This window comes from Maribacter sp. ACAM166, from assembly GCF_005771495.1.
Classification (GTDB): Bacteria; Bacteroidota; Bacteroidia; order Flavobacteriales; family Flavobacteriaceae; genus Maribacter.
In genome coordinates, this window is sequence record NZ_VAUW01000023.1 from 21,506 (window position 1) to 42,725 (window position 21,220).

Annotated in this window: 19 protein-coding genes; 11 read left to right on the plus strand and 8 right to left on the minus strand. The window is 35.9% G+C overall.

Features of this window, described 5'->3' with window-relative positions:
• The first annotated feature begins 170 nt into the window (after positions 1-170).
• The 4 genes from ES765_RS14450 to ES765_RS14465 all read left to right on the plus strand — a co-directional run bounded on the left by ES765_RS14450 (position 171) and on the right by ES765_RS14465 (position 4,218).
• The gene (locus tag ES765_RS14450; protein WP_138115025.1) at positions 171-1,163 is read left to right on the plus strand and encodes a sugar phosphate isomerase/epimerase family protein; all 993 of its coding nucleotides are present in this window, start codon (positions 171-173) and stop codon (positions 1,161-1,163) included.
• A 17-nt stretch (positions 1,164-1,180) separates the two neighbouring features.
• Entirely contained in the window at positions 1,181-1,624 is a 444-nt protein-coding gene (locus ES765_RS14455; RefSeq protein ID WP_138115026.1) for a DinB family protein, read from the plus strand.
• Positions 1,625-2,854 carry a nucleoside permease gene (locus ES765_RS14460; RefSeq protein ID WP_138115027.1) on the plus strand — a complete coding sequence of 410 codons (1,230 nt, stop codon included), beginning with the start codon at positions 1,625-1,627 and terminating at the stop codon, positions 2,852-2,854. It begins immediately after the preceding gene.
• Positions 2,855-3,078: 224 nt separating this feature from the next.
• A complete protein-coding gene (locus tag ES765_RS14465; RefSeq protein ID WP_138115028.1) occupies positions 3,079-4,218 on the plus strand; it encodes a Gfo/Idh/MocA family protein in 1,140 nt (379 codons plus the stop codon).
• A 72-nt stretch (positions 4,219-4,290) separates the two neighbouring features.
• Here ES765_RS14465 and ES765_RS14470 read toward each other — a convergent pair whose 3' ends face one another.
• Positions 4,291-4,749, minus strand: coding sequence for an ASCH domain-containing protein (locus ES765_RS14470; protein WP_138115029.1), 459 nt, complete (start codon positions 4,747-4,749; stop codon positions 4,291-4,293).
• A 110-nt stretch (positions 4,750-4,859) separates the two neighbouring features.
• Positions 4,860-6,563, minus strand: coding sequence for a GMC oxidoreductase (locus ES765_RS14475; protein ID WP_138115030.1), 1,704 nt, complete (start codon positions 6,561-6,563; stop codon positions 4,860-4,862).
• Positions 6,564-6,722: 159 nt separating this feature from the next.
• Here ES765_RS14475 and ES765_RS14480 point away from each other — a divergent pair, with 159 nt between their 5' ends.
• From ES765_RS14480 to nadD, 6 genes are all read left to right on the plus strand, one after another.
• The gene (locus ES765_RS14480; RefSeq protein WP_138115031.1) at positions 6,723-7,775 is read left to right on the plus strand and encodes a sugar phosphate isomerase/epimerase family protein; all 1,053 of its coding nucleotides are present in this window, start codon (positions 6,723-6,725) and stop codon (positions 7,773-7,775) included.
• A gap of 11 nt (positions 7,776-7,786) precedes the next feature.
• Entirely contained in the window at positions 7,787-8,524 is a 738-nt protein-coding gene (locus tag ES765_RS14485; RefSeq protein ID WP_138115032.1) for a DUF1080 domain-containing protein, read from the plus strand.
• A gap of 15 nt (positions 8,525-8,539) precedes the next feature.
• Positions 8,540-9,367, plus strand: coding sequence for a DUF1080 domain-containing protein (locus tag ES765_RS14490; protein WP_138115033.1), 828 nt, complete (start codon positions 8,540-8,542; stop codon positions 9,365-9,367).
• A gap of 136 nt (positions 9,368-9,503) precedes the next feature.
• Positions 9,504-10,361, plus strand: a complete 858-nt coding sequence (locus ES765_RS14495) for a YicC/YloC family endoribonuclease (RefSeq protein ID WP_138115034.1) — start codon at positions 9,504-9,506, stop codon at positions 10,359-10,361.
• Positions 10,362-10,943, plus strand: coding sequence for a guanylate kinase (gmk, locus tag ES765_RS14500; protein ID WP_138115035.1), 582 nt, complete (start codon positions 10,362-10,364; stop codon positions 10,941-10,943). It begins immediately after the preceding gene.
• Between the two features lie 6 nt (positions 10,944-10,949).
• Positions 10,950-11,534 carry a nicotinate (nicotinamide) nucleotide adenylyltransferase gene (gene nadD, locus ES765_RS14505; protein ID WP_138115036.1) on the plus strand — a complete coding sequence of 195 codons (585 nt, stop codon included), beginning with the start codon at positions 10,950-10,952 and terminating at the stop codon, positions 11,532-11,534.
• On the opposite strand, the gene ES765_RS14510 is transcribed toward nadD, so the two are convergent.
• The 4 genes from ES765_RS14510 to ES765_RS14525 form a co-directional block, all read right to left on the minus strand.
• Positions 11,531-12,253 (minus strand): DUF6503 family protein, encoded by a 723-nt coding sequence (locus tag ES765_RS14510; RefSeq protein WP_138115037.1) that lies wholly within the window; start codon positions 12,251-12,253, stop codon positions 11,531-11,533. The two genes, nadD and ES765_RS14510, sit on opposite strands and share 4 nt — an antisense overlap.
• 51 nt (positions 12,254-12,304) lie before the next feature.
• Complete coding sequence (locus tag ES765_RS14515; protein WP_138115038.1) at positions 12,305-14,608, minus strand: inorganic phosphate transporter; 2,304 nt, start codon at positions 14,606-14,608, stop codon at positions 12,305-12,307.
• Between the two features lie 74 nt (positions 14,609-14,682).
• A complete protein-coding gene (locus ES765_RS14520; RefSeq protein ID WP_138115039.1) occupies positions 14,683-15,885 on the minus strand; it encodes a porin in 1,203 nt (400 codons plus the stop codon).
• A 535-nt stretch (positions 15,886-16,420) separates the two neighbouring features.
• On the minus strand, positions 16,421-16,777 hold the full coding sequence (locus ES765_RS14525; RefSeq protein ID WP_138115040.1) for a carboxypeptidase-like regulatory domain-containing protein: 357 nt from the start codon (positions 16,775-16,777) through the stop codon (positions 16,421-16,423).
• A 178-nt stretch (positions 16,778-16,955) separates the two neighbouring features.
• On the opposite strand from ES765_RS14525, the gene ES765_RS14530 reads away from it, so the two are divergent.
• Entirely contained in the window at positions 16,956-18,299 is a 1,344-nt protein-coding gene (locus ES765_RS14530) for a deoxyguanosinetriphosphate triphosphohydrolase (RefSeq protein WP_138115041.1), read from the plus strand.
• On the opposite strand, the gene ES765_RS14535 is transcribed toward ES765_RS14530, so the two are convergent.
• Both ES765_RS14535 and dxs read right to left on the minus strand, forming a co-directional pair.
• Complete coding sequence (locus tag ES765_RS14535; RefSeq protein WP_138115042.1) at positions 18,296-19,423, minus strand: DUF3078 domain-containing protein; 1,128 nt, start codon at positions 19,421-19,423, stop codon at positions 18,296-18,298. The two genes, ES765_RS14530 and ES765_RS14535, sit on opposite strands and share 4 nt — an antisense overlap.
• Positions 19,420-21,186, minus strand: a complete 1,767-nt coding sequence (dxs, locus tag ES765_RS14540; protein WP_138115043.1) for a 1-deoxy-D-xylulose-5-phosphate synthase — start codon at positions 21,184-21,186, stop codon at positions 19,420-19,422. Before dxs ends, ES765_RS14535 begins: the two co-directional genes overlap by 4 nt.
• Between the last annotated feature and the right edge of the window lie 34 nt (positions 21,187-21,220).

The window sequence follows — 21,220 nt, forward strand, 5'->3', positions numbered from 1 at the left end:
AGTTGTTTATTCTATAAATTTATTGAATATAAAATTAATTCTATACATTTAATGTCCATTCTTCTTGCGAAATTCGCTAAAATTAGCAAAAAGTAAGAGTATTAAACCAATTAAATATATTTAACGGTAACCATTGAGGTTATATTTTAAACTACAGCAAACAACCAAACATGAAAAGAAGAAAGTTTATTCAAAATGCCACTACAGCAGGTTTTGGGGTCACACTATTAGGAACTTACGCATGTAAGCAAACCAAAAAAGAGAATACCGAGAATACAGAAACTGCACTAGACGACCAGATGTTAGAGCCATTTTTTAAATTGTCCTTAGCACAATGGTCAATACATAAAATGATTAATGATGATGGTGTTGATCCGTATACTTTTGCCGAAAAAGCTAAAAATTGGGGTTTTACTGGGTTAGAATATGTGAGCCAGTTATATAATCCGGAATTGTCTGATGCTGATTATTCCGCAGAGGCAATGGCGAATTTTGTTTCTAAATCTAATGCCGAAGCTGAAAAGCACGGTATGAAGAACGTTTTAATCATGATTGATGGTCAAGGTAATCTTGCAGTGAATGATGAGGCTGAACGAAATGAAACCGTTGAAAAACACAAAAAATGGGTAGATGCTGCCGCTGCTATGAGTTGTCATTCTATACGAGTAAACCTAAATGGAAGTGATGTCCCAGAAGAATGGAAGGTTAACGCCGTAGACGGCTTGACAAAATTAGCTACATATGCCAAAGCTAAAAACATTAACATCTTGGTAGAGAATCATGGAGGACTTTCCTCGAACGGAGCTTTACATGCAGCCGTTATGAAAGAAGTGGGTATGGATAATTGTGGTTCACTACCCGATTTCGGTAATTTTTGTATTGAGAGAAAACCAGATAGTTGGGATTGTCTAAAGGAATATGACAAGTATAAAGGAGTAAAAGAATTAATGCCATTTGCGAAAGCCGTAAGTGCTAAATCGAATAATTTCGATGCTGATGGTTATGATACAGGTATAGACTATGTTGAAATGCTGAGAATAGTAAAAGAAGCAGGTTACACAGGGTATATAGGTGTTGAATTTGAAGGTTCTGAAATAAGTGAAGAAGCAGGAATTATTGCTACAAGGGATTTATTATTAAAAGCATCCAAAGAACTGGGTTAATCTAGATAGTATTACATATGAAAGCCTTTTTTAATGAAATTTTTGATTACAATTATTATTGTAATAAAAAACTTATAGATGAATGTTTAGAATTGGTTGAATTGCCACTAAAAACAAAAAGTTTATTTAGCCATATTCTAAACGCTCATGATATTTGGAATGCTCGGATATTGGGAAAAGCATCTGGATATAAGGTTTGGCAAGAACACGACGTTAAAAATTGGGCGGATATACATTATGAAAACCAACGTAGCTCTTTTGAAATCATGTCTAATGCCGATGAGTTTGATAAGCGTATAGATTACGAGAATTCTGAGGGCCGAATTTTCACTAATACCTTACAGGAAATGCTTTTTCATATTATAAATCATTCCACTAATCACAGAGGGCAAATAGCGGTAGATTTTAGGAATAATGGGATAACACCTATTGGTTTAGATTATGTCCATTATAAAAGATAGATGAGAAATAAAGTACGAGCACAGCTGTGCTTCATGATGTTTCTCGAATTCTTTATTTGGGGTGCATGGTTTGTTACTCTAGGTACATTTTTAGGAAATAATCTAAAAGCTACAGATGGTGAAATTGCATTAGCATTTTCCACACAATCATGGGGAGCTATTATTGCTCCCTTTGTGATTGGAATTATTGCAGATAGGTATTTTAATGCTGAACGCATATTAGGAATATTACATCTTTTGGGGGCTGTTCTTATGTACTTTATGTATATGAGTGCAGAGTTTGATACCTTCTATCTTTTTATTTTAGGATATATGGTTTTATATATGCCGACCTTGGCCTTGGTTAATTCGGTGTCCTTTAATCAAATGCGAAACCCTGCCAAGGAGTTTTCTATGGTTCGTGTGTTTGGGACGTTGGGATGGATTATGGCCGGACTTTCAATTAGCTATATTTTTAATTGGGATCAAGGGACAAATATAGGGGACGGGCTTCTGAGAAACACATTTCTAATGACCGCCATTGCATCCTTACTTTTAGGATTGTTTAGCTTCACATTGCCCAAAACACCTCCTAAGGCCACAAAATCAGAAAAATTTAATATAAAGGAGCTTTTAGGATTGGATTCTCTTAGTTTATTCAAGGATAAAAACTTTTTGATTTTCTTTATTTCATCCGTTTTAATTTGTATTCCATTAGCATTTTATTATCAAAATGCCAATCCGTTTCTAGTTGAGGTGGGAATGGAAAATCCCACAGGAAAAATGACATTAGGGCAAGTGTCTGAAATAGTATTCATGCTGTTATTACCCTATTTCTTCACCAAATTCGGGTTTAAGAAAACAATTCTTGTTGCCATGGCCGCTTGGGTAATCCGTTATTTGCTGTTTGCATTTGGCGATGTTGGTGAGCTAGGTTTTATGTTGCTCACTGGGATAGCGCTTCACGGTATTTGTTATGATTTTTTCTTTGTTTCGGGTCAGATTTATACCGATAGTAAGGCGGGAGCAAAGTTTAAGAGTTCTGCTCAAGGCTTAATTACATTGGCAACCTATGGAGTAGGAATGTTGATAGGATTTTGGGTAGCCGGAGAAATCTCCACTGCATATCTTTTGAATGACGGCAAACATGTCTGGGAGACCATCTGGTTGTATCCAGCAGGTTTTGCTTTAGTAGTGTTTGTTTTGTTCGTAATTTTCTTTAAAACTGAGAAAATAGACTATCAGTCTTAGATAATTTCTCTAAATTAAACCCCTGAAATTATTTCTTGAAAATAGCTTTCATTTTTTTATAGATTTATGCTATAATTTATTGGCAAATAACATAATGTCAGTAAGTTAAAAGGGTTGCGGTATAAGTCAAATCTTGAATGGATTACTTGTTCGTTAAGAATGTGGCAGAATACGAAATAAAATAGAATTTAGAGGAACATATATTCAACTTAAACAGATTAAAAATGCCAAAGAAAATACGCTTAGGAATATTAGGAGGGGGAGGCGATTCCCTAATCGGAGTGCTGCATAGAGTGGCATCACACATCAACGATAATTATCAAATCACAGGAGCAGTTTTTAATCCAGATTTTGAAGTCAGTTTAGCTTTTGCGAAGGAAATTGATGTTCCTTTAAATAGAATTTATAAGGATTTCGATACTTTAATTGAAGAAGAATTAAAGTTGCCTGAAGATGAGCGAATTCAAGTATGTTCAATACTTACGCCAAATTTCTTGCATTATCCTATGGCCAAAAAATTATTGGATAATGGTTTTCATGTAATTTGCGAAAAGCCAATGACAACTTCGTTGGACGAGGCCAAAGATTTGCAAAAGTCCCATGAAAAAGCAGGTACTGTTTTTGCATTGACCCATACGTATACTGGCTACCCAATGGTCCGTCAAATGCGTGAAATGATAAAAGCTGAAGCATTAGGAAAGATACATAAAGTAGATGTGGTTTATTATCAAGGGTGGGTCAATACGATTATTCATGACAAAGAAAAAAGGTCTTCAGTATGGAGATTAGATCCTAAAAAAGCAGGTATCAGCTCATGTATGGCTGATATTGGGGTGCATGCTTTCAACCTTGTTGAGTATACCACCGGTTTAAAAGTAAATGAATTGCTTTGCGATTTTAATTACTTGTATGAAGATAATAAGATGGATGTAGATGGTACGGTACTTATACGCATGGGAGACCATGTAAAAGGAGTGCTAAGAGGTAGCCAAGTTGCTACCGGAGAAGAAAATGGTTTAGCCATTGCTATTTATGGTGAAAAAGGTGCTTTCCGTTGGGAGCAGGAACGTCCAAACTTTTTATATAAATTGAGCGACACCGAACCTACTCAGATTTATAAACCAGGACATGCCTATAACTCAGAATTGTCTTTGGATGGAACTAAACTGCCTGCTGGTCACCCAGAAGGGATTTTTGATTCTATGGCGAACATCTATTTGGGTGTAGCAAAAGCTATTAGAGGTGAAAAATACAACGATGGTGAATTCCCAACTATGATTGATGGTGTTCGCGGGATGAATTTTATTGAGGCCACGGTAGATTCTCATAAAAATGGAAATACGTGGGTTGCTTTAGAAAAGTAATTTAACTGAAATCATTAAATATAAGAGCCGCATAATGCGGCTCTTATTGTTTGCTGAAAATAGGGGTGTCCATTAAAATACTTTGACGAACTGTTGGCAAACAATAATCATACTTTCCCTAGGCTCTCTCCCAAATTCGTTTAACTCTCTTGTGTAATAGTCCCAATGTACTTTTTTCCAGTATTCAAGTGACTTATCACCTTCGCCTTCTAGTTGTGCATAAGGTATGTCGATACTAAAGTACGGTTTAAGGATGACTGCTGTTGTGCGAACAATACATTGTGCCTCACCATGCCAATTAGTTACCACTATAAAATCTCCTATTTTAGGCAGTACTTTTTTGCGATTTTGTAATCCTAAAAGAGAATGTGATGTTGCTTTTTTAACCTCTTTTTTTACCAGCTCTGCCAATTCATTAGCATCTTTTTCAGTATCACCATAATAGGTTGTTTCAGGAGTGTTTTCAAAAGCGTGTTCCAAATGGGTGTCTAAATAATCTCCCCACATATTTCTAGCCGAAGCATTTTCCATAAGATGATATTAACTTTTTTTGATTGTATTAATCAACCTTCATTGAAGGTTATACCTTGGTTTATAAAGTACTGAATCTATACGTTTGTCTTTTTGTATTTCATTTGTAATCAAGAAAATTTTCCTTCTTTTAATTGTTCGGCAGCATGGTTTGCCGCTCTTGCCGTAAAAGCCATATAAGTTAGTGAAGGGTTGACACAGCTTGAAGACGCCATAAACGCCCCGTCAGTTACATAAACATTAGGCACAAGGTGAACTTGATTGTTTTTATTTAAAATAGAGGTTTTTGAGCTATGACCCATTCTTGCGCCTCCCATTTCATGTATACCTAGACCCGGGCCCGATGCTTCATCATATGAATTTACATCTTTAAACCCAGCAGCTTTGAACATGTTTACAATTTCCTTTTTAATGTCTTTGCGCATGTTGTATTCATTCTCTTTAAACTCGACGTCAAACGCTAATTGAGGTAATCCCCATTTATCCTTTTCGGTAGGGCTTAGTGTTACCCGGTTATCATCATACGGTAAAAATTCTCCAAAACCGGTTACGCCAATGGTCCAATGCCCTGGTTTTAATATAGATTCCTTTAAGTCTTTTCCATATCCCATTTCACCGATTGCCTCAGACCAATCACCTCTACTTGCGGTTCCTTGGTACCCAAAGCCACGTAAATACCCGTCGCGTTTAGTCTGCTCATTGAGATTCACAAAACGGGGTATATAAAAACCGTTAGCACGTCTTCCTTTATAATACTTATCTAAATAACCATCAACCTTAGCTGTGGCTCCTAACTTGTAATGATGATCCATAATACCTCTTCCTAAGGCGTCTGAATCATTGCCCAACCCATTAGGGAATCGTTTAGATTTGGACTGTAGCAAAATACCTACAGATGCCATAGAAGAAGCACAAAGGAAGATAACTTTAGCTTTGAATTCTAGTTTTTCATTTGTTTCAGTATCTATAACTCTAACACCGGTTGCCTTTTTAGTTGTATCATCATATATAATTTCATGAACTATTGAATTTGGTCTCAACGTCATATTGCCCGTGCGTTCTGCTGCTGGTAAGGTTGATGAATTACTACTAAAATACCCCCCAAATGGGCATCCTCTCCAACAACGATCTCGATTTTGACAAGTACCTCGACCCTCAAAAGTTGCTTCGGGATCGGTAATATGTGCGGCACGACCTATTGTAATCAAGCGACCATCTTCAAATTTTTCTGCGGTTTGTTTCTTAAAATCCTCCTCAACACAATTTAATTTCATGGCCGGCTGAAATTTTCCATCAGGTAACACTTCTAAGCCTAATTTTTCACCACTAACACCAATATACTTTTCAATTTTATCATACCATGGCGAAATATCTTCATATCTAACGGGCCAATCGACTCCTATTCCCTCTTTTTTATTAGCTCCAAAATCAATATCGCTCCATCTGTAACTTTGACGCCCCCAAGTAAGCGATCTTCCTCCAACTTGATACCCTCTTATCCAATCGAAACGTTTAGTTTCTACATAAGGGTGGTCTAGGTCATTTACAAAAAAGTGTTTTACGTCTTCTTTTGGCGCCCAATTTACACGGCTTTGTACATGATATTTCTTCTTATCCTCCTTAGATAATTCTCCTTTCATAGGATAATCCCATGGATCATCGTTCATAGTTGGGTAATCCTCAATATGTTTCACCATACGACCGCGTTCCAAGACAAGGGTTTTTAATCCCTTTTCAGTTAATTCTTTTGCAGCCCATCCGCCACTAATTCCTGTTCCGACCACGATTGCGTCGTATATTTCATTTTGATTCATGCCTAAATTTTTATCTTTTTCTATTGGTATTTCCTATATTTAGGGCATTGCTCCTAAGTATTGAGGATACTGCAAACAATTCTTTAAATATAATATTAATTGACAAGTTTATAGTGCCAATATTGGTAACTAATTAAAATAACATATAGTATAAAACGTATGAAAACAATAAAAGGCCCAGCGGTATTTTTAGCACAATTTGTAGATAGTAAAGCACCATTTAATACTTTGGACGGTATGTGTAAATGGGCAGCGGATCTTGGATATAAGGGAATTCAGATTCCTACTTGGGAAAGTTTCTTAATTGACTTGGACAAAGCGGCAGAAAGTCAAACTTATTGTGATGAACTTAAAGGCAAGATAAATTCTTATGGTCTGGAAATCACAGAACTTTCCACTCACTTACAAGGACAATTGGTTGCAGTAAACCCTGCATATGATTTAATGTTCGATTCATTTGCTCCTGAAAATGTTCGTGGAAATCCGAAGGCAAGAACCGAATGGGCAATAGAGACCGTGAAAAAAGCAGCAACAGCAAGTAGAAGATTGGGCTTAAATGCTCATGCCACATTTTCTGGTTCCTTATTATGGCATACGATGCACCCTTGGCCACAAAGACCTGCTGGTATGGTTGAAATGGGTTTTGAAGAATTAGCAAAGAGGTGGACACCTATTTTAAATCATTTTGATAAAGAAGGCGTTGATGTATGTTACGAGATTCACCCAGGTGAAGACTTACATGATGGGGATACTTTTGAACGTTTCTTAAAAGCTACGGGTAATCATAAAAGAGTAAATATTCTTTACGATCCTAGCCATTTCGTATTGCAGCAGTTAGATTATATCACTTATATAGATCATTACCATGAATTTATAAAGTCTTTTCACGTGAAGGATTCTGAGTTTAATCCGACAGGAAAGAAAGGTGCTTTTGGCGGATATAATGATTGGGGGGATAGAGCAGGTAGATACCGTTCTTTAGGAGATGGTCAAATAGATTTTAAAACGATATTCTCAAAACTTACACAATACGGTTGTGATGTTTGGGCGGTAATGGAATGGGAGTGCTGCATTAAAAGTCCGGAACAAGGAGCACGCGAAGGCGCAAAGTTTATTCAAGATCATATTATTGAAGCTACCGAAAAGACATTCGATGATTTTGCCGGTGCTGAGATTGATAAAAAAATGTTGAAAAAAATGTTAGGACTTTAAATATTATAGAAATGAAGAAAATAATTGGTAGTGTCGCGTTTTTACTGTTTTTTGTCTCTTGTAAACAAGAGAAGAAAGAAACTTCAGAAGCTACGGTTCAAGAAATTGAAACTCCTGAAAGTGAATGGGAAGTTTTATTTGATGGTTCTTCTTTTGATAATTGGAAAGAATTTCAAAGTGATAGCGTAAGTGATGTTTGGCAAATCGAAGACGATGCCATGGTGTATAACCCGCCAGCCGATGGTGGGGAGAACAAAAATCATGATCTTGTCACCAAGAATGAATTTACTGATTTTGTGTTAAGCTTAGATTGGAAAATATCAGAAGCAGGAAACAGTGGTGTTTTCTGGGGCGTGAATGAGGATGACAAATACAATACTGGTTATAAGACTGGCCCTGAGATTCAAATATTAGATAACGATAAGCACCCAGATGCAAAAGCAGGTACAACACATCAAGCTGGTGCATTATATGATATGGTTTCTCCGGCAAAAGATGTTACTAAGCCAATCGGGGAATGGAATACCATGGTTGTTACCGTAAATCATAAAGAAAATAGCGGTAGCGTTACTTTGAACGGAACGGAAATGGTAAGTTTTCCTGTGGCGAATGAAGAATGGAACGCTATGGTAGCAAAATCTAAGTTTGCAGGTTGGGAAGGCTTTGGAAAGTTTACAACTGGTAAAATCGGATTACAAGACCATGGGAACGTAGTGGCGTTCAGAAATATAAAAATTAAGCAACTTTAATTCAAACAAAACCTGATGAAATACAAATATATAGTACTATTATTGGCCGCATCTTTCGGTGTAATATCGTGCCAAGAAAAAGTAAAAGTAGAGCCCATTGATGATGTGAATAATGATGCAATGAATAGTATTATTGTTTATGATGAATATATGGGCGAAGAGCCGACGACACCTGAGGAAACGGAATTTTATGAACCTAACGTTTCTGTGATACAATCAGGTGCTTTGGGAGCGCCACCAAGTGATGCCGTTGTTCTTTTTAACGGCACCAGTTTAGATAATTGGATCAGTTCAAATGATAGTACAGCAGCTAAATGGCATTTGAACAAAGATGCTAGTATGACCGTAAATGACAAAACAGGAAATATTCAAACCAAACAAAATTTTGGTGATGTACAACTGCATATTGAATGGAAATCTCCTTTGCCTGTTCAGTTGGAGGGACAGCATAGAGCTAATAGTGGTGTTTTTCTGAATGGTATTTATGAAGTGCAAATTCTAGATCAAAATGATAACCCTACATATGTAAACGGGCAAGTTGGTTCTATCTACAAGCAGCATGTGCCTTTGGCAATGGCATCTGTTCCGACAGGTGAATGGAATATATATGACATTATCTACCATGCACCAGAATTTAATACTGATGGTGGTAAAATTAAGTCGGGTGACATCACGGTTATCCATAATGGTGTGTTGGTTCAAGACCATATTGAGTTGAAAGGTACGACCCCTTACATTGGTTGGCCTAAAAACCCAGCACATGGTAAAGGACCATTGTTGCTGCAAGACCATGGTGATGATAGTCGTGTAAGCTTCAGAAATATTTGGGTTAGAGAGTTATAACACAATTTTAAGAATATAAAAAAAGGGGTGAACAAGAATTAATTTTTGTCTACTCCTTTTTTTATTAAGGATAGGTAGATTCATGAAAACTAAATTTCACAATTACCTTACCTTTGTCAAAATCTAAAATGCATCCATGATTCAATCCATGACAGGCTTTGGTAAGTATGTAATTCAATTACCAAATAAAAAAATTACGGTAGAGCTAAAATCACTCAATAGCAAGAGCATCGATTTAAACGCTCGTATGCCATCTAGTTATCGCGAAAAGGAATTGGAGTTAAGAAAGATAATCGCAAACTCACTTCAACGTGGTAAGGTAGATTTTAGTCTATATGTTGAACTTACAGGTGATGAAACTACTTCTCAGGTAAATGAGGTTGCTGTTAAGCAGTACATGGCTCAATTGAAAAGTATAGCTACGGGTGATGACCTAAAATTATTGGAGATGGCACTTCGTTTTCCAGATGCTATGAAAACCGCAAAAGAAGATATCGATGAAACCGAATATGAAGCAATCAAGCAAGCGTTACAAGGGGCATTGGTTGAAATAAACGAATTCAGGTCTGAAGAAGGCGGTGTTTTGGAACACGATTTTTTAGCTAGAATCGCTTCTTTGCAACACTTATTGGATACAGTAATAGAAATAGACCCAGAACGTCAAGGCACTATTCGTGAACGATTAGAAAAGGCTGTTCAAGATTTGAAGGCAGACGTTGACGCTAATAGATTTGAACAGGAGCTTATTTACTATTTAGAAAAATATGATATTACCGAAGAGAAAGTAAGATTGGCAAACCATTTAGATTTTTTCAGTAAAACGATGAAATCTGACGATAGTAATGGTAAGAAATTAGGTTTTATTTCTCAGGAAATAGGGCGTGAAATCAATACGATTGGTTCTAAGGCAAATTATGCGCCAATGCAGCAATTAGTGGTGCAAATGAAAGATGAACTTGAAAAGATTAAAGAACAAATGTTAAATGTGCTATAAATGAAAGGTGGAAAACTTATAATTTTTTCTGCACCTTCCGGAAGCGGAAAAACAACAATCGTACGTCATCTCTTGGCTCAACCCGAATTAAACTTGGCCTTTTCGGTTTCGGCGACATCAAGACCTAGAAGAGGTAAAGAGAAGAATAAGGAGCATTATTACTTCATGTCTGTTTCAGAATTTAAGAATCATATCAAAAATGATAATTTTTTGGAGTGGGAAGAAGTGTATAGAGATAATTTTTATGGCACTTTAAAAAGTGAAGTAGAACGTCTTTGGGCAGAGGGAAAGAACGTTATTTTTGACATTGATGTAGTTGGAGGCCTTCGTATAAAAAAGAAATTCCCAGAGCTTACATTGGCTGTATTTGTAAAACCACCTAGTGTAGATGAATTAAAAATCAGACTTAAAAAACGAAGTACTGAAAGTGATGATAAGATAAATATGCGTATTGCCAAGGCTTCGGTTGAGCTCGCTACAGCTCCGCAGTTTGACCGTATTATTAAGAATTACGATTTAGATATTGCGCTAAAGGAATCAGTAGAATTGGTAGCCGCTTTCATAGGTACTGAAAATGAATAGTTAGATATGAAAAAGGTTGGTCTTTATTTCGGAACCTTTAATCCTATACATATTGGTCATTTGGTCATTGCAAACCATATGGTGGAGTTTTCTGATTTAGATGAGGTTTGGTTCGTTGTTACTCCACAAAGTCCTTTTAAGGTCAAGAAAACGCTTTTAGATAATCATCATAGATATGAAATGGTCTACGAAGCAACGAGAGAGTATCCAAAGCTAAGCCCTAGCAAAATTGAATTTGACCTTCCCCAACCAAACTACACTGTAAATACTTTAGTTCATTTAAGCGAAAAATATCCTACTGGGTTTAGTTTTTCATTAATTATGGGAGAAGATAATTTGAAAGGGTTGCATAAATGGAAGAACTATGAGACCATTTTAGAGAATCACAATATTTATGTTTACCCTAGAATTTCTGATGGGTCTATTGAAAAACAGTTTATACAACATGAAAAAATACATCGTGTAAATGCGCCCATTATGGAAATCTCATCCACCTTTATTCGAAAAGAGCATAAAAATGGGAAAAACATAAAACCTATGTTGCCGCCAGAAGTCTGGACGTATTTAGATGAAATGAATTTCTATCGTTAGTTAGTAGTATTTGCTTTTACAAGCGTGTCAGTTGCTAAATAACCATCATCCTTATTATAAAACCATTCACGGATTTTAGGAATTTTCATCCCGTTAACGCTAATCATTTCCGATAGTAAGATATACTCTCCGTCGTTTTGGCTCTCATCATGGTAAAATTGATATACCTCCATAGCATACGTTTTTGGGTCAAAATAGAAATACCAGGTATCACTTCCCACTTCCTTGTCGTAACCAACTTTAAGTACTACATATTCTTTTCCTTTAAAACTCTTTTTAGTCACCTTGGAGTCAATGATACTGCCAGGGTCCTCTAACTTCATTGGGAGGCCATACAGATAGGTGTAATAATTCTTCATCATTTTAGCTCTCTCACACGTAATATTCAAACTATCCTTAATCGTAGGCAATATAGACGTGCTTCCATTTAATTTTAAGGTACATTCCCCTTGCTTCAATTCTGATTCAATTGTTGAATTATCCTTTTTAACAGTAGATTTAAAATAATTTTCAGGCAAATTGACCTCTAAAGTTGTACTGCGAGAATCATTACCCGGACTTTCCATTTCTATGAGCATCTTCCCTCTAAAAGATTTCCAATTACCATCTGGGTCATGAAAGGCAATAGCGTTTTTAAGAAGTTGTTTGCCACTAAGCTCTTGTCCAAAAACGGTAATATTTAACAGGAGCGCAATGAATAAAAAAAAGTACCTCATCATCAGATTGATTTGTGATGACAAGGTACTTATAATTTCAGATTTTAAAAATTGTTATGACTTCTTGGGTTGTTCTATTGTTGCTGGTGCTATAGAACTATCATGTTCATTATGGTATTGTTGTAATAGATTCATAACAGAAGTCATTAGATCTTTTGTTTCTAATAGTAATGAAAAGTATAACGTCGTGTTTTTAGGGCTCGATTCCTCTGTACGTGTTCTGGCTACCTGTGTTTGTATTTTATCAGAAACCATATCGAATAATTCTTGTTTCTGATTTAAAACAAGTCCGATTTGTTCAAAAGACTGATTGGAAAAAGCATCTTGAGTCTGATTTAGAATTTCTTCTAGTTTTAAATCGATTTGTTTTAGTTCTTTTATTTGATTGTACTTTAATTTTTTATGATTGTTGTTGACATGCTTGTGGCTAACTTTTCCAATATACTCCAAAGACTGAGCGATATCCGTCAAATAACCTAAGGTGTTAATGTAAAAATTACTAGCGCCAACACTGTTATCATCAAGGTTTTTGATAAAATAGAAAATATGGTCACGAAGATCATCAATTTCGTTTGAAAGTTTTTCTCCTTGTTTTTTATTCTTCTTCAATAAATTAACATCCTGTTTCGCTAGACCGTTAATAGAATTCGTGAAAATTTTATTAGTTCTTTTCAAGACATTTGAAATATTCATCGCACTTTCAAAAATCACCCCTTGAATAGAGCTACTCTCGGCCCTGTTCAATGAATCCTCGGCACGAAGCTCTTTTGCCTTTTTATTGTGGGAAATGTAGTTTCTTGCCAATAACAAAACAGCTGCGAATAATAGCACCGCTAACGCAGCACCTTTTCCAAAACTTATAAGGGTCAATATAATACCTGATGCGATAAAGGCGATAATTGCTGTTCCGAACCAACCGCCGATAACATTAAGTACACCTGCTACTCTGTATACTGCACTTTCAGCTCCCCAGGCCCTATCGGCAAGAGATGAGCCCATAGCAACCATAAAAGTCACATAGGTAGTTGATAGCGGTAATTTGTAGGATGTAGCAATAGAAATCAATATTCCAGCTACCATAAGATTTACAGCAGCACGAACCATATCAAAGGCAGGGAGTTCATGAACTTTATTTTTTGATAAAGCGATTACAGGTTTGTTAAATTGCGTATCAATTTTGGTCTGCCAAGATTTAGGCATTGCATAGGTTAGCATTTCGGAAATAGAGATTGCCAATCGCACCAAACTTCGTGATAGAAAATTTGGTTGAAAACGCTCTTTGGTGTCTTCTTGGCTTGATAAATCTATTGAAGTTTTGACTACACTTTTGGCTTTACTCGAGAACCATAAAGTAAGTACCATAATCATGCCCGCAGTGAATAAAAGTAAGGTTGGGGTTGGAACTTTTTGGGCCAATATGCCCATGCTGAAGTCTGAAGCGGCAACACCAGAGGTCATCCATGCCTCATACGATTGCCATGCAGCAATAGGTACTCCGATAAAATTCACCAAATCGTTACCAGCGAAAGCCAAAGCCAATGCAAAAGTGCCCACTCCAATAATCAATTTATAAATATTTACCTTGGCGAACTTCATTAAGATATAGGATAGGCATGACCAGATCAAAAAATTCAATAGGACTAATATAATTAATTTGGTCTCCAAGAATTCTTTTATAGTAATACCACCAATAATATCATAGCTTTCACCGGAAAACGAAGTTCCGCCAATTCCTTTAATTAAAATAAAATAGGTGATTGATGATAATGCAAAACCACCAAACAGGGCACCTACATGTGTTGGTTTTTTTTCAAAGTTATAGGATAAGAGTAATCTTGAAACCCATTGCACCAATGCACCAATAGAAAATGCGACAACTACCGAAAGTAATATTCCAAATATAATTTGAATTGCTTTATCATTATTGATATAATTGACAACATCTGTAAAACTACCATTGTCCGCTCCAATTTTAATCAATGACATTGCAACGGCCGCACCCAAAAGTTCAAATACGATTGAGACTGTTGTTGATGTTGGCATACCCAGGGTATTGAAAAAATCCAACAACAAAATGTCAGTAATCATTACTGCCATAAAAATGAACATGATCTCGTCGAAATAGAATTCACCTGGATTAAAGATCCCTTTTCTGGCTACCTCCATCATGCCGCTTGAAAAGAGTGCGCCTGCAGCGATTCCAAAACTAGCCACAATCATTATGGTTCGAAATGAAAGGGCTTTAGAACCAATTGCTGAATTCAGAAAATTCACCGCATCGTTACTAACTCCTACAACAAGATCCGCTACAGCCAAAACGGCTAGTGCGATAAGCATTAAAAAATAAATATTATCCATAATATAGTACGCTATCAATTTACAAATATCATTATCGCAATCCGCTATAATGTTAGGTTAAGGTTATTATTTCACTAGAAATGAACGTCTAGCTGCAATCTGTACATTAAACCATCTTGCCCAGCTTCTTCTGAAAGATAGCTGAGATCGGTCTGTATTTTTAATTTATGGCCTACAATGTACTTTGATAGCCCTAGGGTGTATTGCGACTGCAGATTTCTCCCTGTTATTTCTTTGTCTAGTTTAATGTTGGTGTATCGGCCTGATATTTCCCATTTATTTTTGAATAAATAGCCAGATTGAAGATTGATCCCATCACCAACTTGCACTTCCTCTCCAGTAAGCGAACCATCTGAATTTTTAGCTAGAGGGTCATTGGCTGTTCTATGGGCATATTCTCCCATAAATGAGAACCCGTTATATTTAAACATTGCGTCTATGAAAAGGGTGTTAATATCGGTTTCATAAAATCCAGTATCAGTGAACATATATGTGCCTTGATTACTTCTGGTTTTTACTGCGTTTTGATTACTGTCGAAGGTAGCTGCTAACATTAGTTTTGGTGTTTGCTCTCTTTTTTGGTCACTGCCCCTATATTCACCTTTACTTAAGAATTCACCAAAGGGTAAAAGCTCCAAGCGAGTTGAAAATTGATGACCTCCAAGATTGCCACTAGTGATATTTCTTCCTTCGCCTTGTGAAATAGCTAGAATTTCGCGTAACAAGAATTTTTCGGAAATATGAAATTGATGCCTTAATTGAAAACCGACGTCGCGATCAATGTTAAACCTACTATTTAATAAGGAGCGATCAACCTGCATTAGATCGCCAGATGAAATAACACGTTCTATATTGCCCGGTAATTTGGTCTGACCGAACCACAGCACAAAATTTTTATAAAAATTCCATTTCACCACGGCATCTAGAATATATCTTGGTGCGTTACTTGTAAACTGCGAAGCACCTGAGATATCTCGATTGGAAAGCCCGAGTTCTAATTTATATTCTAATTTTGGAGAGTATGCAAACCCAGCGAATTTAAGTCGTGCCCTACGAACAAGGAAATTTTGTTCAGGATTTATTAGACCACCATCAACAGCATTCCAATTGGAAATTGCCAAAATCTGCATTCTTGCCCCAACTTTCATAGTCCATGAACTATCTTTTCCAACAAGATTGAATAAGCCATTACCAAAGGCGGGCGAATTAACTTCTTGACTTTTAGCGCCAGATGAAATTAAAAAAAATAGGCATAGCCATAGTGGGTTGATTTGCATCAAGTATTAGTTTTTGTCGATTGCAAATTACTTAAATGAATGTTAAGTTAATGTATTCTTAAGATTAACTCTTGGTGTGGATTTTGGTATTTTAGGGTACAGTAAATTTAATTGTGCCCGCTCAATGTGGGCATATGATCACTTATGATGAGAATAGGATACAAAAAAAGCTACCTTGGCCAAGGTAGCTTTAGGATTTCAAAAAACTAGTCGACAAAAACTAATAGTACAAGAAATCATCTTTGTCTTAAGACATCAACGAAGATCAGTGTTATAAATAACCTTAATGTAAGGCTAACATTAAGTAATCTTTAATTCTTTTATAAAGTATATAAAATCGCTAATTATGCTTTTTCTGATCTCTGAATTAGTTACTACTGAAGTAAATTGAGTAGGAAAATTAACGTCGTGAAATGGTCAAAATGATTAAAAGAAGCAAGTGGTGTTAAGAAGTTACCATTAAAGCTATTTTTAAGATTGATATTTTATAAAAGTATCGATCTAATCTTATACAAACGTTAATTGTAGCAGCTACCTATTTTGATGCTGCTTTTACCGCAGTCAAGCCTATTACCCTTAAAGTTTTAGCTTTTAGGCTAGCTTGAATATTTTTTGTTTCGCCTGAGGCAACAGTTACTGATAATACAACGTTTTCATAGCCTAAATACTGTACTACGATAGTATATGCTCCCGGTGTAAGGTTATTAAATTCAAAATTACCACGAAAATTCGTGTGTGTAGTTAATGAAGTATGTTCAATGAAAACGGAGGCCATCAATAACGGTTCATTAAAAAGTTCACCATCTACTATATTGCCCTGAATTGAACCAGTATGCTGTCCAAAAGAAAAGGAACAGATGATTAACGTAAATAGTAAAAATACTTTTTTCATGTATGTTTTAACATTTGTTTACAAAGAAACCTCAGCTAGGTTAAACTAAGGTTAGCTAAGGATTATGAATGTATGTTTTAATGGTTAAGATTTTGCGCGCCCAATCTCCAATGAGTGATTTCTTGTTCTACTATGAAATCTCAAAAAATGTATCTTGCAGTCTGTTAAAAGAAATTACATGAATTGGGAGCAATTACTTTCTTTGCGAAGGCAAGGAGATAAGAATAAACGTTTAAGAAATGAGCAAGATGATACCCGTTTAGGGTTCGATGTAGATTACGATCGAATTATTTTTTCTTCAGCCTTTAGGAGTCTACAGGATAAGACTCAGGTTATTCCACTTTCCAAGACAGATTTTGTACATACTAGATTAACGCATAGTCTTGAAGTTTCTGTTGTAGGAAGAAGTCTGGGAAGGATAGCAGGTAAAAAAATTATAGAAAAATATCCCTATTTAAAAGAGGTATATGGATACGCCTTTAATGATATTGGTGCGATAGTGGCTGCAGCAGCATTGGCCCATGATATAGGTAACCCACCTTTCGGTCATAGTGGCGAAAAAGCTATTGGTGAATATTTTAAAACAGGTAATGGACTTCGGTTCAAAAATGTAATTACTGAAGTAGAATATCAAGATATTATTGATTTTGAAGGTAATGCTAATGGATTTAGGTTATTAACTCAAGACAGGGCAGGGGTGTCTGGTGGTTTGCGATTGAGTTATGCTACATTGGGGGCTTTTATGAAGTACCCCAAAGAATCACTACCCAAGAAACCTACAAAGCATATTTGTGATAAAAAGTTTGGTTTTTTTCAAAGTGAAAAACAGAATTTTAAAGAGGTAGCAGAAGATTTAGGTTTACCGAGTAGAAGTAACAATGAATCAATTTCCTATGGTAGACATCCGTTGACTTTTTTAGTGGAAGCAGCCGATGATATTTGCTATACCATAATCGATTTTGAGGATGGTATTAATCTAGGTCTTATATCTGAAGATTATGCATTAGAATATTTGATAAAATTAGTAAAGGGAACCATAAATACCAAAAAGTATAATTCATTGGTATTTATGGAAGATAGGTTGAGTTATTTGCGGGCGTTAGCAATAAACACCTTGATTCAAGATGCAGTTTCCATTTTTATTGAGAATGAAGAAAGTATTTTAAACGGTACTTTTGAGGTGTCTCTCATGGATAAAAGTGCCTATAAAGCGCAGATTGAAGATATTATTTCGTTGAGTGTTCAGAAAATATATCAATCTCAAGAGGTGGTTGAAAAGGAAATTGCGGGGTATAGCATCATTTCCGATATTTTAGATGTTTACATTGGTGCTTTAATGGGGAAAAAGAATGATAATACATCAAATTACCATAAACTAATATTGCGTACGTTACCAGGAGTATATCAACAGACCAATACATCGATTTATGAAATTCTATTGAATACTTGTTGCTACGTTGCCAGCCTTTCGGATAGTGCAGCAGTACATATTCACAATAAAATTAAAGGAAGGCAGCTTTAGAAGCCATAAAGTATCCCAACACCTAAGATTTGTTTGAATTGAATTTTGGGAGAGCCAGGGTCTACAATGGTACCGTTGTCATTTTTGATGACATCGAAAAGTATGTCATCATCGTAAATCATTTGTGTGCCTAAACTGGTGCTGATAAATTTATTCACCTTCAAATTTAGGTTGAGTTCCCAATCAACATCAATGTTGCCAAAGCTTTTAATATAGTCGGTATATAAGTTGACCCTGCTTGTTAACTCAATATTTTCTGCGATGTTATAATTGAAGTTGTTGGTTATGAGTATGCCAAATTCTAGAAGATGGTTTTCCCCTGGAGTTACCGTATTTCCGTTTACATCCAATTCTGCTTTCTTTACCCCAAATGCACCATTATCTGCTAAGTCCTGATCTAATACAAACGTTGATTTTTGTGTTATTGGTGATAAATACAGATTGAACTTTTCATCTTTTGTTATAAACGAGGTACCTGCTCCAAAAAGTAAATAACCGGGTGACATAAATCTGGAAATCGGTGCTTCTCTATCGGGATATTTATATCCATTCGAAAACTGTGTATTAAAATTCAGCTGTACTGAATAAAACCAATTACTGATGGTATCTTTTTTAAAACCTAAATTTGAACTTAAACGTATGACATCTTCTGTTTTTCTAAGCTTCCTCCCTGCTTGCGCGTTTAGACCATAACGGAGTTCCAAATTATTATCCCATTGAGAATTGCTGAATTTATATTTTCGGGCGAATTTCAAAAAGCCCAAACCACTAATGGCATTATCACCCCCAGCATTCCAATTTACAAAGGCTACTTCACTTACATTTATACCAAAACTATTTTCATTCTCCCAAAATGAGGGTACTCTAAATCGCTTAAAACCTTCTTGTAATGTTTTCGTCTTGTTAAAATTGATGTTCGGAATTTTAAGATTCACATCTTTTCTTAGTGAATATATTTTATTAACGGTTCTGCGTATGACAATGGTATCAATAACGACACTATCAACTATAATACTATCGGGTACAATGGGTGATGGTATTGTATCTTGACCATACGACCAAAATGTCACCAAAAAAAGTAATGGAATTAAAAATTTAATGGATTGTGAAACTATTCTTCTCATAGAAATTGTTGTACATATTTTTTTACGGACATCTTATCTATTCCTGCTTCTTTATATAGTTTTTCTGTAGGACCGTGAGGTATAAAGCGATCTGGAATGCCAAATATCTTAATAATTTTATTGATTCCAGTAGTATTTGCAAATTCTAATACCGCACTGCCAAATCCACCAATAGCAGAACTATCTTCTAAAGTGATAATATGTTCAAATTTTTGAACTATTTCTTCGAGTAATTGAGCATCCAAAGGTTTGATAAATGGAAAATTATAATGTGCTATAGTGGAGTTTTCTCCAACTTCATTAATTATTTCAGTTGCTATATTCCCTATTGGTCCTGTGCTTAGAATGGCAATTTTATTCCCTTCCTTTAAGAGTTCGCCCTTGCCAATGGTTAGCTTTTTCATTTTTTGTTGCCAGTTCACAATAGTGCCTCTACCTCTAGGATATCGAATCGCGATAGGCTGTTCTAGACCCATTTGTGCGGTGTACATTATATTGCGTAATTCAACTTCATTTAAAGGGGAGAAAATAATAAGATTTGGTATGCACCTTAAATAAGAAATATCAAAAACGCCATGGTGGGTAGGGCCATCTTCGCCGACTAAACCGGCACGGTCTAAACAAAAAATTACAGGTAAGTTCTGTAGGGCAACATCATGAATAACTTGGTCGTAGGCCCGTTGTAGAAATGTAGAGTAAATATTGCAAAATGGCACAAGACCATCAGCTGCCATACCAGCGGCTATTGTAACTGCGTGTTGCTCGGCTATGCCAACATCAAAGGCTCTATTTGGTAATACATCCATCATGAATTTTAATGAACTGCCAGTGGGCATTGCTGGTGTTATGCCTACAATCTTATCATTTTTCAGTGCTAATTCCACTAAGGTTTTTCCAAAGACTTCTTGAAATTTAGGCGCCTGTTGTTGCGTTTGTGTTTTTTGAAGTTCACCAGTCTGTTTATCAAATTTACCTGGCGCATGATAGACCACTTGGTTTTCTTCTGCCTTTTTAAGTCCTTTCCCTTTGGTGGTGATAACATGCAATAATTTTGGACCTTCTATTTTTTTTAAACGTTCTAATTCTTTTACCAATAGGGGTAGGTTATGACCATCTATTGGACCGGTATAATGAAAATTAAGGCATTCGAAGATGTTCTCTTCTTTCGCAGTTCCTATTTTTACGTTTGTTAGGTATTTTTTTAATGCACCAACACTGGGGTCTATCCCCATTGCATTATCGTTTAATACTACTAAAATATTAGCATTGGTTACCCCTGCATGATTTAAACCTTCAAATGCCATACCACTAGCAATCGAAGCATCACCTATAACCGCTATATGTTGTCTTTGTGTTTTTTCTTGTAATTGAGCAGATAATGCCATGCCTAATAGTGCCGAAATAGATGTAGAGCTATGTCCAGTTCCAAAAGCGTCATAAACACTTTCCTCCATTTTCGGAAAACCGCTTATACCTCCAAATTGTCTATTGGTTTCAAAAATTGATTTTCTACCCGTAAGTATTTTATGTCCGTAGGCTTGATGACCCACGTCCCAAATTAATTTATCTATAGGTGTGTTGAATACGTAATGAAGCGCAATAGTTAATTCTACAACCCCTAAGCTTGCGCCTAGATGACCTTCTTTAACCGATACGATGTCAATAATGAATTTGCGAAGTTCATGGGCCAAGTGCTCTAAATCTTCAGCGTTTAAAGTTCTGAGGTCTTGGGGATTATTAATATGTTCTAGAATTGCTTTCAAATTATGAATGTAATGAGTAACAAAAATACTTTTT